This is a genomic window from Cellulomonas sp. PhB150 (assembly GCF_003755175.1).
In the GTDB taxonomy this organism is placed as follows: domain Bacteria; phylum Actinomycetota; class Actinomycetes; order Actinomycetales; family Cellulomonadaceae; genus Cellulomonas.
On sequence record NZ_RKHX01000006.1, the window covers coordinates 63393 to 77249 of the forward strand.

Annotated in this window: 10 protein-coding genes, 1 tRNA gene and 2 pseudogenes; 10 read left to right on the forward strand and 3 right to left on the reverse strand. The window is 68.5% G+C overall.

All coding sequences use genetic code 11. The annotated features are described in order from the left end of the window. Positions 1-71: 71 nt before the first annotated feature. The 7 genes from EDF34_RS17080 to EDF34_RS17455 all read left to right on the forward strand — a co-directional run bounded on the left by EDF34_RS17080 (position 72) and on the right by EDF34_RS17455 (position 7906). Complete coding sequence (locus EDF34_RS17080; protein WP_123372723.1) at positions 72-1163, forward strand: carbohydrate ABC transporter permease; 1092 nt, start codon at positions 72-74, stop codon at positions 1161-1163. Continuing rightward, positions 1163-2092 (forward strand): carbohydrate ABC transporter permease, encoded by a 930-nt coding sequence (locus EDF34_RS17085; protein ID WP_233575457.1) that lies wholly within the window; start codon positions 1163-1165, stop codon positions 2090-2092. Before EDF34_RS17080 ends, EDF34_RS17085 begins: the two co-directional genes overlap by 1 nt. Then, positions 2089-3906 (forward strand): alpha-galactosidase, encoded by a 1818-nt coding sequence (locus tag EDF34_RS17090; protein WP_123372724.1) that lies wholly within the window; start codon positions 2089-2091, stop codon positions 3904-3906. Before EDF34_RS17085 ends, EDF34_RS17090 begins: the two co-directional genes overlap by 4 nt. Then, entirely contained in the window at positions 3903-5018 is a 1116-nt protein-coding gene (locus EDF34_RS17095) for a Gfo/Idh/MocA family oxidoreductase (protein WP_158615115.1), read from the forward strand. Before EDF34_RS17090 ends, EDF34_RS17095 begins: the two co-directional genes overlap by 4 nt. 94 nt (positions 5019-5112) lie before the next feature. Beyond that, on the forward strand, positions 5113-6159 hold the full coding sequence (locus EDF34_RS17100; protein WP_123372725.1) for a LacI family DNA-binding transcriptional regulator: 1047 nt from the start codon (positions 5113-5115) through the stop codon (positions 6157-6159). Between the two features lie 89 nt (positions 6160-6248). Continuing rightward, positions 6249-6321: transfer RNA gene (locus EDF34_RS17105), tRNA-Arg, on the forward strand. Between the two features lie 292 nt (positions 6322-6613). Next, entirely contained in the window at positions 6614-7906 is a 1293-nt protein-coding gene (locus EDF34_RS17455) for a hypothetical protein (protein ID WP_148076676.1), read from the forward strand. A gap of 35 nt (positions 7907-7941) precedes the next feature. On the opposite strand, the gene EDF34_RS17110 is transcribed toward EDF34_RS17455, so the two are convergent. From EDF34_RS17110 to EDF34_RS17125, 3 genes and pseudogenes are all read right to left on the reverse strand, one after another. Beyond that, entirely contained in the window at positions 7942-9051 is a 1110-nt protein-coding gene (locus tag EDF34_RS17110; RefSeq protein WP_123372726.1) for a site-specific integrase, read from the reverse strand. Between the two features lie 82 nt (positions 9052-9133). After that, positions 9134-9370, reverse strand: a pseudogene (locus EDF34_RS17120) (relaxase domain-containing protein); the annotation flags it as partial. 236 nt (positions 9371-9606) lie between these two features. Next, on the reverse strand, positions 9607-10602 hold the full coding sequence (locus EDF34_RS17125) for a peptidase (protein WP_148076677.1): 996 nt from the start codon (positions 10600-10602) through the stop codon (positions 9607-9609). Between the two features lie 371 nt (positions 10603-10973). On the opposite strand from EDF34_RS17125, the pseudogene EDF34_RS18045 reads away from it, so the two are divergent. From EDF34_RS18045 to EDF34_RS17140, 3 genes and pseudogenes are all read left to right on the forward strand, one after another. Beyond that, positions 10974-11438, forward strand: a pseudogene (locus EDF34_RS18045) (GIY-YIG nuclease family protein). Between the two features lie 255 nt (positions 11439-11693). Further along, a complete protein-coding gene (locus EDF34_RS17135; RefSeq protein WP_123372728.1) occupies positions 11694-11966 on the forward strand; it encodes a hypothetical protein in 273 nt (90 codons plus the stop codon). Then, positions 11963-13483 carry a deoxyguanosinetriphosphate triphosphohydrolase family protein gene (locus tag EDF34_RS17140; RefSeq protein WP_123372729.1) on the forward strand — a complete coding sequence of 507 codons (1521 nt, stop codon included), beginning with the start codon at positions 11963-11965 and terminating at the stop codon, positions 13481-13483. Before EDF34_RS17135 ends, EDF34_RS17140 begins: the two co-directional genes overlap by 4 nt. The last annotated feature ends 374 nt before the right edge of the window (positions 13484-13857 follow it).

Below are 13857 nucleotides of genomic sequence, written 5' to 3' on the forward strand. Positions count from 1 at the left end.
AGGGCGGGGACCGGTCGACGGTCCCCGCCCTCCGCCTCGCACGGAGCACTCAGAGACGAGGCGCGCTTGCGATGACACTTCTCGGTACCGCGGCACAGCCCGCACAACCGCTCGACCCGAAGGTCCTGCCCCCCAAGCGGCGGCGCGGCGGCTCGACGAGCGGCACCCAGCGGGTCGCCGGCTGGACGTTCACCGCCCCCGCGGTGATCGCGATCATCGTGTTCGTCGTCGTCCCCGTGGGGATGGCGCTGTGGGTCAGCCTGCTGAAGTGGAACGGGCTGTCCAGCCCGTTCGGCGGCGGCGCCGAGTTCGTCGGCCTCGACAACTACAAGCGGCTGCTGACCACCGACGGGCTGCTGCGGCAGAACTTCACCATCGGCCTGCGCAACAACCTCTACTACGTGCTCATGGTGGTGCCCGGCACGATCGTGCTGGCGTTCGCCCTGGCGCTCATGGTCAACCAGCAGCGGCTCAAGGGCCGCGGCTTCTTCCGGACCGTCTTCTACTTCCCGTCGATCACCTCGGCCGTGGCCATCACGGTGACGTTCCTGTTCCTCTTCCAGAACTCGGGCGTGATCAACCAGGTGCTCGGCTGGTTCGGGATCTCCGGGCCCAAGTGGTTCGTCGACTCGCGCGGCCTGTTCCAGACGATCGCGGAGGCGCTGGGCATCGCGCCCGCGTCCGGGACGCCGACGTGGGGGACGGGCACGATCCTGGGGCTGCCGATCAACCAGTGGCTCGCCGGCCCGTCGCCCGCGCTCATCGCCCTCGCGACGATGACCGTCTGGGCCTCGTCGGGCACGTTCATGCTGTTCTTCCTCGCCGGGCTGCAGAACATCCCGCACGAGGTCGACGAGGCCGCGTTCATCGACGGCGCGAGCACGTGGCAGCGGTTCCGGTTCGTCACCGTGCCGCTGATGAAGAAGTCGCTGACCCTCGTCGCGCTGCTCACGGTCATCGGGTCGTGGCAGGTGTTCGACTCCGTCTACCTGGCCACGCAGGGCGGCCCGCAGAAGACGACCCTGACGCCGGCGTTCCAGTCGTACCAGGTCTCGTTCAAGGACGGTGACTTCGGCGGCGGCGCCGCGATCGCGTTCGTGCTGTTCCTCATCATCATCGTCTTCACCGTCGGGCAGCGACTGATCAGCAGGGAGAAGGACTGATGGCCGCCACCACCGCCGACACCGCCGCCGAGCGGACGCGCACCGCCGGGGCCGAGCGTCGCGCGCGGGCCTACCGGCCGCTCGGGTCCTGGAGCCGCCGGACGCTCGTGATCATGACCGCGCTGCTGGTGCTCGGCACGATCCTGTACCTCGGGCCGTTCCTCATCCAGGTCGCCAACTCGTTCAAGACCGATGCCGAGGCGATCCAGAACCCCGCGAGCCTGATCCCGAACCCGTTCTCGCTCGACGGCTGGAAGGCCGCGCTCGGGATGGATCCCGCGTTCCCGGTGAACCTGCCGCGGTGGGTGACCAACTCGGTCGTCGTCGCGGTGAGCGTGACGATCGGCCGCGTGATCATCGACTGCCTGGCCGGCTACGCGCTCGCGCGCATCCGGTTCCCCGGCAAGGGGGCCGCCACCGCGCTCATCATCGGCGTCATGGCCGTGCCCGGCGTGGTCCTGCTCATCCCCAAGTTCCTGGTCATCAAGCAGCTCGGGATGTACGACACCTACGCGGGCATGATCATCCCGCTGCTGTGCGACTCGGTCGGCATCCTGCTCATGCGCACCGCGTTCATGTCCGTGCCGTGGGAGCTCGAGGAGGCCGCGATCATCGACGGCGCGGGCGTCATGCGCCGGTTCGTCTCGATCACGATGCCGCTGGTGGTGCCGGCGCTGATCACCGTGATCATCCTGTCGTTCCAGGGGTCGTGGAACGAGTTCACGCACTTCCTCGTCGCGACCTCCGACCCCAACCTCGCCACCCTCAACCTCGGGATAGCCCAGCTGTCCGCGGGCGCCGCCAAGGGGCCGAGCCTGTTCCCCATGAAGCTCGCGCTCGCGACCCTGTCGATGATCCCGGTGGCGCTGCTGTTCATCTTCTTCCAGCGCTACTTCGTGCGGTCCATCGGCACCACGGGCATCAAGTGACCTGGTCGGACGCGTCGCTCGCGCTCGGGCAGGGGGTGCTGCACCGCTCCGTAGCGAGCGGGCCTGGCGAGGTCGTCGCGCCGTGGTCGTGCGAGCTGGTGCTCGACGCGTCGTGGTCCGGTGCCCGCCTGGCGTGGTGGGACTCGGCCTGGTCGGGGGAGTGGGCACCGCGGTCCGGGCCGCTGGCGTCCGGGCTGGTCCTCGAGACGACGGCCGGGCGGTCGTCGGCGCGGCACCACCCGTTCCTCGTCGTCGACGACGGCGACCGCGCGCTGCTGCTCGGCGTCGCGTGGTCCGGCAACTGGCGCATCCAGGTCGTTCCCGGGCCGGGTGGCACGGTCGTCCGGGCGGGGTTGCCCGACGAGGTCCGCCGCGTGCTCGGCGGCGACGAGACGTGGACGCTGCCCGGCGTCCTCGTCGCGCGGGCCGACGAGGGCGGCGTGGAGTCCGCCTCCGCGGCGTTCGTCGACGCCGCGCGCCTGCTGCTCGGCCACCAGGTCGAACCGACACCGGCGTGGAACCACTGGTGGCCGTACGAGGACGCCGCGATCAGCGAGGACGTCCTCGTCGCGAACGCCGCTGTCGCCGCCCGCCACGGGATCGGGACCGCCGTGCTGGACGCCGGCTGGTTCGGCGCCCCGGGCTCCGGGCTGCGCTGGACCGAGCTGCGCGGCGACTGGGAGCTGGAGGACACCGACCGCTTCCCCGGTGGCCTGGCGCGCGCGGCCGCCGCGACCCGGGAGGCGGGCTGCGCGTTCGGGCTGTGGCTCGAGCCCGAGGCCGTCGGCGCCGCATCCCGCCTGCGGACCACACACCCCGAGCTGCTCGCCGTCGGGGTGCAGACCCCCGAGACGCCCCGGCCCGGTGACGGCCCGCACGCCGACTGGCCGGCGGGGACCGAGGTCGAGCTCGGGCTGCTCTGCCTGGGCGACGCCCGCGCGCGCGACCTCGTCGTCGGGCACGTCGACCGCCTGGTCGCGCTCACCGACCTGCGCTGGCTCAAGCTCGACCTCAACGTCGACCCCGGCCTCGGGTGCACGCGGACCGACCACGACCACGGCCCGCACGACGGGCTCGTCGCGCACGTCGAGGGCCTCTACGCGGTGCTCGACCGGATCCGGGCCGCGCACCCTGACGTGGTCGTCGAGACCTGCAGCTCCGGCGGCATGCGCTGGGACCTGGGCATCGCCGCGCACTGCGACGTGGGTTTCGCCTCCGACACCGACTGGCCCGAGCACGCGGCGGCCGGGTTCTGGGCGGCGTCCCTGTTCTTCCCGCCCGAGCGGCTGTACGGCTGGTGCGACTCGCAGTGGGGCGGGTCGCACGCGCACCAGACCTTCCGTGCCGAGGCCTGGGACGACGAGCCGCACCGGCTGGCCGATGCGTTGGCGATCGCGATGCTCGGTCGCACGGGCGTCTCGCAGCGGCTCGTCGACCTGCCGCCCGCCGCGCTCGACCTGGTGGGGGCGGCCATGGCGGTCCACTCCTCGTCCATCGCGCCCCTCCTGCCCGTCGCGACCGTGCGCCGCCACGGGGCTCAGCCGGAGCGTGAGGGGCTCGGAGGGCGGTGGCCCGTGGTCGAGCTCGTCGGGCCGTCGTCGCGCCTGCTCGCATCGCTGCCGCTGGCCGGGGCTTCGGTCCCTTCCGTCCGGCTCGCGGGTCTCGCGGCCGGCTCGGTCCGCCTCGAGCCGCTGTTCCCTGCGGACGCTCGCGCTGTGGTGCTGCCCGTCGCTCCCGACGGCACCTGCGACGTGAGTATGGCGCTGCCCGCCGACCGGTGCGTCTGGTTCCGGGTCACGGAGGAGGTGGCGTGATCCGCGTGCTGCTCGTCGGCCTCGTCTTCGGCCGCGACTTCCTGCACCTCTACCAGCTGCACCCCGACGTCGCGCACGTCGCGCTGTGCGACACCGACCCCGTGCTCGTGGCGGAGGTCGGCAGCCTGTACGGGGTGCCCGACCAGTGGGCGAGCCTCGACGACGCGCTCGCAAGCGGCGACTACGACGTCGTCCACCTCGCCACTCCCGTCGCGACCCACGCCGCGCTCGCGGTCCGGATCCTGGCCACGGGCCGGTCGGTCGGCGTCGCCGTGCCGATGGCGACGAGCCTCGAGGACATCGACCGCGTCCTGTCCGCCGCCTCCGCGGGCGGCGGCCGGTACATGATGCTCGAGACGGGCGTCTTCGGCCGCGAGTACCTCGAGGTCTCCCGGGCGCACGCCGCCGGCGAGCTCGGCCGGCTCATCCACCTGCGCGGCGCGCATCTGCAGGACCTGGACGGCTTCCCGTCGTACTGGATGGGCTTCCCGCCCATGCACTACGCGACGCACGTGCTCGGCCCGCTGCTCGCGCTCGCGGGCACGCAGGTCCTCGACGTGCGCTGCCTGGGCTCGGGCACGCTGTCGCCGGAGCACGAGGGCGCGCACGGCCCGTCGTTCCCGTGGGAGTCCGCGCTCATGCGCACCGGCACCGACGTGGCGATCGAGGCGACCGTCTCGTTCTTCGACACCGCCCGCGGCTACAGCGAGGGCTTCAGCGTCTACGGCGAGCGCGCCTCGGTCGAGTGGCCGCAGGCCGAGGACGACCCGCCGGTGACCTACCGGGCCGCCGCCCTCGGTGCCCCGGGCCGCGGCCGCGACCTGACGGTCACGCGGCTGCCTGCACTCGACCGGCCCGACCTGCTGCCCGAGCCGCTGCGCCCGTGGACGTCCACCGGCCCGTACACCTCGCCCACTGGGGCCACGTTCGAGGTCTCGAGCACGCACTCCGGCTCCCACCCGCACCTGGTCCACGAGCTCGTCCGCACGGTCGTCGAGGGCCGGCCGTCGGTCGTCGACGAGGTCGCCGCGGCCCGGATGAGCGCACCCGGCATCGTCGCCCACCAGTCCGCCCTCGCGGGCGGCACGGTGCTGGCCGTGCCGCAGTACTAGCCAGACGAACTAGCCAGATGTCCCCGCGCGCCCCGCGCTCCTGCCACACTCCGACGAGCACCACGACGACACCCCGGGAAGGGGGACCCCACCGATGACGCAGCGCCCCACGCTGGTCACCGTCGCGCGCGCGGCGGGCGTCTCCCGCCAGACGGTCTCCAACGTCATCAACGCCCCGCACCTGGTCAGCCCCGAGACGCTCGAGCTGGTCCGCTCGATCCTCGACGACGTCGGCTACCGCCCCAACCTCGCGGCCCGCCAGCTGCGCACGGGCCGCTCGGGCAACATCGGCCTGCGCATGCGCCCCAGCAACGACGGCATCAACGGCGCGGTCCTCGACGGCTTCCTGCACGCCCTGACCGAGGCCGCCCAGGCCGCGGGCCACCGCATCGTGCTGTTCACGGCGGCCGACGACGACGACGAGGTCCGCGGCTACCGCGAGCTGCTCGACACCACCAACATCGACGGCTTCGTCCTCACCGACACCCACTACGGCGACAGCCGCACGCGCTGGCTCTCGGAGTCGGGCACGGCGTTCGTCACCTTCGGCCGGCCGTGGTCGTCGGACAGCACCCCCTCCCCGCACAGCTGGGTCGACGTCGACGGCGCCGCCGGCACCGCGGCCGCCACGTCCCACCTGCTCTCCCTCGGCCACACGCGGATCGCTTTCATCGGCTGGCCCGCCGGTTCCGGCACCGGCGACGAGCGCCGCGCCGGCTGGCGCCGCACCATGCTCGACGCTCATCTTCCGGTGGAGGGCCTCGACCGTGCCTGCGCCGACGGCATCCAGGATGGTTCTGCTGCTGCGGCCGACCTGCTCACCACCTCCGACGCGACCGCCTTCGTGTGCGCCTCTGACTCGCTGGCGCTCGGCGCCCTGGGCTCCGCCCGCCGGTCACCCGGCGTGGGCGTCGTCGGCTACGACAACACCGCCGTCGCCGCGGCCGTCGGGATGTCCTCGGTCGCGCAGCCGCTGGAGCTCGTGGCGCGCTCGGTCTTCGACTCGCTGCTCGCCCAGCTCGGGCCTTCTCCTGCCGCCCCGGTGCAGCAGCTCGTCGCGCCGACCCTGGTGGCCCGCGCCTCGAGCGCATCACTGGAGTCCGCCGACCCGCGGCACGCGCCTTTTGTGGGGGCGCCGTGAGACGTCGCCGTTCCATCGCAGGCCGGTAGGCTTGCTGCGCGCTGCGGGCTCTTGGTTCGCTTGCGTCGCTCGGGCCGTCCGCGGTCCGCGCGCCTGTAGCTCAGGGGATAGAGCACCGCTCTCCTAAAGCGGGTGTCGGCAGTTCGAATCTGCCCAGGCGCACAGTGTTTTGTTGCAGGTCAGAGGCAGTGTGGCCGCATCGGACGACGTCGCCGCGGTCCTCGCAGGAGGCTCGTGGTCAGCACGTGGTCAGCAAGACGGGTGGCAGACGGCCCGCGGCGGTCTGCGGAGGCGGGGCCGACCGGTTGGCCCCTCACCGCTCGCTTATGGACGGGTGTCCGGTCGGCCACACTGACACGGCGCGTCGGTGGCCCACGTCGAGCCTGCGACTAGATGAACCGATCAAATTGCGGCGCGCGCCCGATAGCATCGCAGAAACTTCCTTGGAGGCGACGTGGCGCAAAACGACCTAGCTCCCGGGCAGAGTCGAGTTGGCTATGCGTGGGACCCGAAAATTGTGGATCCGTACCCGGCGATGCTCCGAGACATCGATGGGCGCATCGAGCTCGTGCTTCCGTACGATCGTGGCGACCAGCGGCTCCGTAGGCGGTACATCGGTGATCTAGTCCATTGGGGCGACGATCCCGATCTTGTAAAGTTCGACTACGCATTGCCCGATAGGTTCTGGTTCTACGACGCATACGGGTTCGTGTGCTTGGTAGGCGTCAAGTCTCGATCGGGCAGCATTGTTGGCGCGCAGAGTAATTTGAGCGAGTGTCGGCTGACGATTCGGTACGCGGTTTTCACCGGGGATCCTTCGGTTGACTACTCGAGCGTTAATGGTCTGGCGGTCTGGACTGAGGGGTTGGGCCACTGGTACGGCGAGCGTTCGGTTACGACGTCACTCGACCCGCCTCGACCGAGTCGGTCTCCTGACGTCACGATCACGGTGAAGGCTGCGAGCGTCACGCGGCTCGATCGTCGACTGAATCTGAGCGTGCGGGCTGGAGTGGACTGGAGTGTCCCGGGTCGTGCTGGGCTGACATCGGTTCAGGAGATCGCTTCGACGGAGACTGTGATTGCCCGACCACGGGACTGGCAGAGCCACCTCGATATGCACTACGCGGTGCACGAGCTGGTGGAGCTCAGCGCCTGGTCTCCGATCGGCGTGCACCGAATCCGGGCGATGCACGCAAGAGACCCCCAGAGAGTCCTGTCAGGGGACATAGTCGGTGACCGCTGGGCGGATGTCCGGACCTATGAGGTTCCTGCGACGCCGTCGACCGACCGGCGACACGACTTCCATTTCGAATATGGACACATCGGCGCGGCAGGCGTGCGCCGGTGGCTTCGACTGCGAGACGAGTTCCGTCGCGGGATTGCGGCCATGACATTTGGCATGCGTCATCCCGGCATGTCGGTCGATGGCCGGATTTCGGATGCAGGTATAGGCCTCGAGGAAATCGGCTACCGCATCCTTGGTCGGCGTGCAGGCCATCACGCCATGCTTGAGTCCATCGCGCGCGAGGTCCGGGATCTCCTTCCGTTTGATGCCGCAGAGTGGGCCTCCGCATCGACGGGGATATATAACGACGTCAAGCATGCAGACAGACGAACGCCTTCGGTAGACGAAATGGTGGACTCGCTGCGACAGGACTATCGAGTTTTTCGAATCTGGGTGGCTCGCCGAATCGGCGTGCCAAAGAACGTTATTAGCGGCAGAGATTGGGCGCTGGATCGAATCTAGACGCGCGGCAAATGCGGTCGCTTTCCCTGCGCTAATCAGGGGGGAGCAGACCTTCGCGGCGGCTCCGGGAACAACGGCATTCGCTCCATCGCGACCCAGGGCGCCTCGGAGAACAGGTGGCCGTAGAGGTCCATGGTCATCGTTGCCGTGGCGTGGCCGAGGATCATCTGGACCGCCTTGACGTCGGCACCGGCTGCGATGAGCAGCGAGGCGGCGGTATGGCGAAGGTCGTGGATCGTCGTGCCGGCAAGGTCGACCGCCTGGGTGGTCTCGGTCCAGCGGGAGCGGACCCGGAAGTTCGTGTTGGTCCAGATCGCGCCCGTCGGGCTGGGGAACAGGTACGAGCCCGACGGTTCGTTCTCGATCCGGTCTCGCACGTACGTCTCGAGCGTCGGCGGGACCGGGACGGTACGGGTTTGGTGCGTCTTCGTCGGGCCGAAGACGGCACCGCTGGTCTTCTTCGACTGCGGGGCCGCGCGGTGGATCCGGACGCCCAGGCCGTGCGGTGTCTGGACGACGTCGTCGACCCGCAGCGCGCACATCTCCGAGAACCGGCAGCCGGCCAGGCCGAGGAAGAGCACGACCGGCCGGCAGTTCGGCGGCATGGCGTCGGCAAGCTTGCCGAGCTGCTCCGCGCGCAGCCAGTGCGGCTCCCGTTTGGTCGTGCCCTTGGGGAGCGGGATCGAGCGGGCGATGTTGACGGAGATCCGGCGGTCGCGGACGGCGTAGTCGAGCACGAGGCGGATGACGGACAGGACGCGCCGCCGGGTGGCCGTCGCGAGGCCGCGGACCGTCATCACCGTGAGCACTCGTTCGACGTCCGTCGCGGAGATGACGGCGATCGGCAGGCGCTCGATGACGGGGTCGACGTAGGAGTCGAGCAGGAACCGCGTCGTCTCTTGGCTCCGGACCGCCAGGTGCTGCCGGGAGGCCTGCCACTCCTCGGCCAGTGTCCCGAAGGACACTCGGCCGCGGGTGGGGTCGATCCACGTGCCGCTCTGGAGCTTGACCAGCTGGTCGGCCTCCCAGCGCTTGGCGTCCGTCCTGCGCGGGAAGGACTTCTCGGCGATGACCCGGTGCTCGAAGAAGACCTTCGCGCGCCAGGTCACCTTGCCCGAGGGAAGCGTCCGCCGGGTGACGGACATCAGCGTCGGCGCGGCTGCGCGGGCTCCCGATCGACCCACGAGGCCGGGATGACGGTGCCGAGCCGCCGAGCGGCTCGAGGCTGATGGGGTCGCGCCCGTCGCGGAACACCGCCGTCATCGGGGCCTCGGACACGGCTGCGCCTGCCCTGAGGCGGCCGTCGCCGATTCCTTGCAGGCCGTCGCCGATCCACCGGCCCGACGGGTTGCCCGTCTGCTCGTAGTAGACCGTCAGGGATTCGTCGGCGGACAGCCCCGCGTCGCCGGCCGCGACGTGCCGCGTCAGGTACGCGTACCCGTCGCCGACCGTCAGCTTGTGCATCGAGAGCACCGCGAGCACCTCCTGTGGGGGCGCTCGGGCGAGTGCTCCCACAAGTAGGTGTGCCAGAAAGTCTGCAAGACGCGAGGGAAGTTTCTGCCGCAGCGCGAATGGTGCAAAGGATGCCAGCCATGTGGACTGCGTCTCACGATGGGGAAGGACCGTCCGGAGTGAGTTCTACCGTGCCCTGCTCGTTGCCGGCCGGGTCGCGCGGCACGCTCCGCTGGTGTGGAACCTGGTCAAAAGCGTGGGTCGCACGTCCCCTTGCCGAGCAGTGCCAGACCGGTCAGGTCGCCCGCCTGGAACGTGTTCACGCCGGGCATCGCGGACGGGTTCATGATCTGAGTAGGGTCGGCGACGTGGTCGAGACCGACCAGATGCGCGAGCTCGTGCATGACGATCGTGACGCCCTGCCCGTCGTAAGCCTGTGCGTCCATGACCTGCTCCACGTCCAGCTGGATGCCGCCCGTCACGTTGACCAGCAGCTGCCCGTCGATGGACACCGGCGTCGGCCCGCCAACGCCGGCGATGTTGCCGGCAAGGCGCATGTTCTGCGCCTCGGTGTCCCACTCGATCAGGACCGGGGCCCACCGGTCGCCGTACAGGGCCGGCTGGGACAGCGGCCGCATGCTGCGCAACGGGTCGCTCTCATCGGTGGCGCCGTCATTGACGAACACCAGCCCGCTCGCTGCTGACACCGCCGAGACCGCGGCCTCGATCATGTCGTTGCCGCCAGGTGGTGCGCCTGCGGTCCGCGTCACGTAGTGAATCGGGCGGCAGGGGTCCCACGAGACCGGGGTGATGCCGTCGGCCTGGACGTGCAGGAACTTGTATGAACTCGACACCGAACCGACGAGCGGCGGGTGCCCGAGGGGAACGGTGCCCGCCTCGAATCCGGGCGTGGGGAACCCCATCGCAGAGCGGACGTTCTCGGGGATGGTCGTGGCCGTCGGCGGCGCCCCTGGCGCGGGTGACACAGGGACGTTGATGCCGCCCAGGTCAACGGGCGCACCGACCGGGGTGTGCGTGGTGAACGTGTTCCCGTACTTCAACCAAGCCCCCGTAATGAACGCCACCACGACGAACAGGACGAGCGTGTTCTGGTACCCCGCGGACTGCCGGATGCCTCCAGCTGGACGTCGCGACGCGCCAACGCTGTTCCTCGTGACGCGCCCCGCGCGGCGACCGTGCCGCGCCCGTCTGGATGTCTGAACGGTGGTCGGCGGCGCATACACCGTGGGTCCCTGCCGCCACGGGTCGGGGACGATCTCGTTCCCGGTGCGGGCTTCGTCGGCGACCCACTTGGGGACACGACCCGATGGTGACCGTGGCAAGTCGTCGTGTGGAATGTCGTTCACAGGCCGGCTGCGCTGCCCTTCAGGTTTGCGTTCGCACTGCTCATCGGCTTGCCCAGCTCGCAACTGAAGTTGAATCGCGGCAAGGGAATCCGCCTGCGTAGGTCTCGGTCGGCAAGGATGCGCATGTGGCCAAGGAACTTTTAGGTCCGAGCCGTCTCTGGACGCGAGCCGAGGTCCTCGAGCGGCCCACTCCAGTTCCGGCGGCTCCAGGCGTGTACGCCCGGTACTTCGATGCGGTTCCGAGGGGCGTGCCCGTCGAGAGTTGCCATGTCGTTGACGACGCGGTGCTGCTGTACGTCGGAATCTCGCCCAAGCGGCCCTCGCTGCGAGGGTTGCCCACGAGTCGCAAGTCCCTGCGGACGCGGGTCAAATACCACTTTCGAGGAAATGCCGCGGGCTCGACGTTGCGGCTGACGCTCGGATCTCTACTGGCTGACGAGCTCGGAATCTCGCTCCGCCGTGTCGGAAGCGCCGGCACCCGACTGCCTTGAGCGGGGGGGGAGGCGGTGCTGAACGAGTGGATGGCCCAGCATGCTCGTGTGTGCTGGATGAGCGATCCGCAGCCGTGGCTCGCTGAGACTCGACTCCTGCAGGAGGTCGACTTGCCACTGAACCTGGACCAGAACCGCCATGACGGGTTCCACGCCACGCTGAGTCAAGCTCGGGCGCACCAACGTGAGCTCGCTCGATCTTTGCCCGTGCTCCCGCTCTAGAACCGGCGCATCGGCGCATCGGCGGTGACATAGCGCCCGACTCTTCTTGCACGGCGTGCGACGCAGGGCGTCGCCGCACCGGTCCCCGTCGCGCGGAGTGCGTCGACCCGGGGCGACGGTCGGGCTCAGAGCCCCCCGAGGGTGAGGTCGCAAGTCTTCGTGCGGCAGTGGCGGTAGGCCGCGAGCTTGAGTGTGGGCGCGGTGTGCCAAACTGCCGCGTAGCCTGCTAGAAGCAGCGATCAGGAAGGTGAGTCCGTGGCCATCGCGATCGAGCACAACATCGAGGACAGGACGCACGAAGCCGTGCGAGCCAGAAGAGAAGCTCGGCGCGACCTGTATGTCCAAATCGCGCGGGAGCTCGTGACCCGGTCGTCGGCGGGAAGCGCGCCGTCGGAGTTGATCGAGGCATCTTCCCGCCAACTTGGGCTGCCTCCCGTCACCGTCGCGGAGCTCTACTGGGAAATGGTTCGCCGCGGGCTCTTTGACTTAGACGGCAAACTCACGGGGACCGCTCGACGACCGGCGTGAATGCGGACCCTGAGCAGCTTCTGCGACTGCGGACAGCCCGCTCGCGCTCGGAGCAAGAGATCGACCTGGAGAGCGCACTCTCAGAGGTGCTTGCGTCGCCCGGAGCCGGCGTTCCTACCGACGGCCGTAGTCCGTTTCGTCGCGATCGCGATCGCCTCTTGTACTCGACGGCCTTCGCCAGGCTCAGTGGCGTCACACAGGTCATCACGCCGTCCCCGTCTGGGCTCCAGACACACAACAGGCTTACCCACAGCTTGAAGGTTGGACAACTCGCTCGCACGATCGCCGAGCACATCATCGTCTCCGCAGAAGACCACGTCCTGGCACCATACGGCGGCGTCGACGCCGACGTTGCCGAAGCGGCTGCATATGCGCATGACATCGGTCATCCACCGTTCGGCCACATCGGCGAGGAAGTGCTTGATGAGGTCGGACGCGAGTGGGGATTAGTTGGGTTCGAGGGAAACGCCCAATCCTTTCGGATCGTGACTCGCCTTGAGCAGCATGCCCTCGACGAGACGCGTGGCCTGGATCTAACCTCCGCCACGCTGGCGGCAATACTGAAGTACCCGTGGATCAGGTCAGACCACGACGATCGATTTCCTCTCGCGAGAGACTCCACCGACCTGCCGTTGTACGAGCTACGCAAGAAGAAGTTTTGTTCCTACGAGACGCCGTCCGAAAGAACCGGCAAGCATCCTGACACCGATTTTGCCCGTGCGCTGGAACTCATCCCGAAGGACAAGTTTGGCCGGCCGCTCCAGGCCCCCGAGGCGAGCATCATGGATATCGCCGACGACATTACCTATGCAATGCATGACCTCGAGGATTTCTACCGCAGTCGGATCATAACCGGATCCGCAGTGAGCGCCGCGGCGAACTCCTGGCTTAGGCGCCACGAGGAGAAGAAGCGGACTCGGGTTCGCGACGATGGTGACGTCATAGCTGCTCTGTACCAGAAGTTGGAGCGCGAGTACCCAACGCGGTTCCGCAGGGAACTACTGGACGTCGCAGTTGAGGCGGTGGCCAACACCGTAGAGACGGCGATGAAGGAGCCATTCGATGGGAGTCCGTCGAAGGTCTCAACGGTACGTGCGCTGGTCAGCGCGACGATCACGAAGTCGATTGGTAATCTTGAGGTCGGTCAATCGCCAACAACGCCTCTCGCGCTGGTTCGACTTGGAGACGGCGACTGGCACTTTATCGAAGTGATAAAGGCGCTGACTAGGCACTTCGTTATTGCCCGACCAAATATGGCCAGCGTTCAGCGCGGTCAGCGCAAATTGCTCAGCGGTCTTGTACATCTCGTTGATGACTGGCGGCGAGATGAAGCAAAGAATCGGCTGCCTCAAACACTTTCTGAATATATCGACAACGCGTTGCAGGAATCGGACAGCGCACTCGCGCCGCGCCGCGCCGTGCTGGACTACGTGGCCAGCTTGAGCGATCATCAGGCGATCGAATTGCATCGAGTTCTTCGCGGTGGCTTGGTGGACCTGGCGGGGGGCTTCGTGTGACCGAGTCAACGTGGAGTCATGGCGAAATAACGGCTCACGCTCTGCGACCCCACCGCTTCACGTTTGGTGTCTGACATGCCGAAGCGAGACCTCGACAAATCGGCTAGTCGCTTTCTCAACGCTCTGCGACGAACGGGCGCAGGTCTCGAGGTTCAGCGTGAAAGGATCGTGCGCAGGGCCGCGACCGCCCCCAGAATCTTGCCAGGCACGCCGTGGGAGGCGGCCGATCTCACCGGGGATCCGGGGAACGACCTCGACTATTACATCTACGAGCTCGCGCGGCTGCAGGATTTGGGCCGAGCTGTAATTAGGGTCTTCGGAAGTCCGGGCCCGCTCGTAGAAGCAGAAGAGAAGCTCGGAAGTGCAATACCAAA

Bases quoted from the DNA above. Each gene is read 5' to 3' on its own strand.
- EDF34_RS17085 (WP_233575457.1), top strand. From the start codon at position 1,163: ATGGCCGCCACCACCGCCGACACCGCCGCCGAGCGGACGCGCACCGCC.
- EDF34_RS17080 (WP_123372723.1), top strand. From the start codon at position 72: ATGACACTTCTCGGTACCGCGGCACAGCCCGCACAACCGCTCGACCCG.
- EDF34_RS17110 (WP_123372726.1), bottom strand. From the start codon at position 9,051: ATGTCCGTCACCCGGCGGACGCTTCCCTCGGGCAAGGTGACCTGGCGC.
- EDF34_RS17100 (WP_123372725.1), top strand. From the start codon at position 5,113: ATGACGCAGCGCCCCACGCTGGTCACCGTCGCGCGCGCGGCGGGCGTC.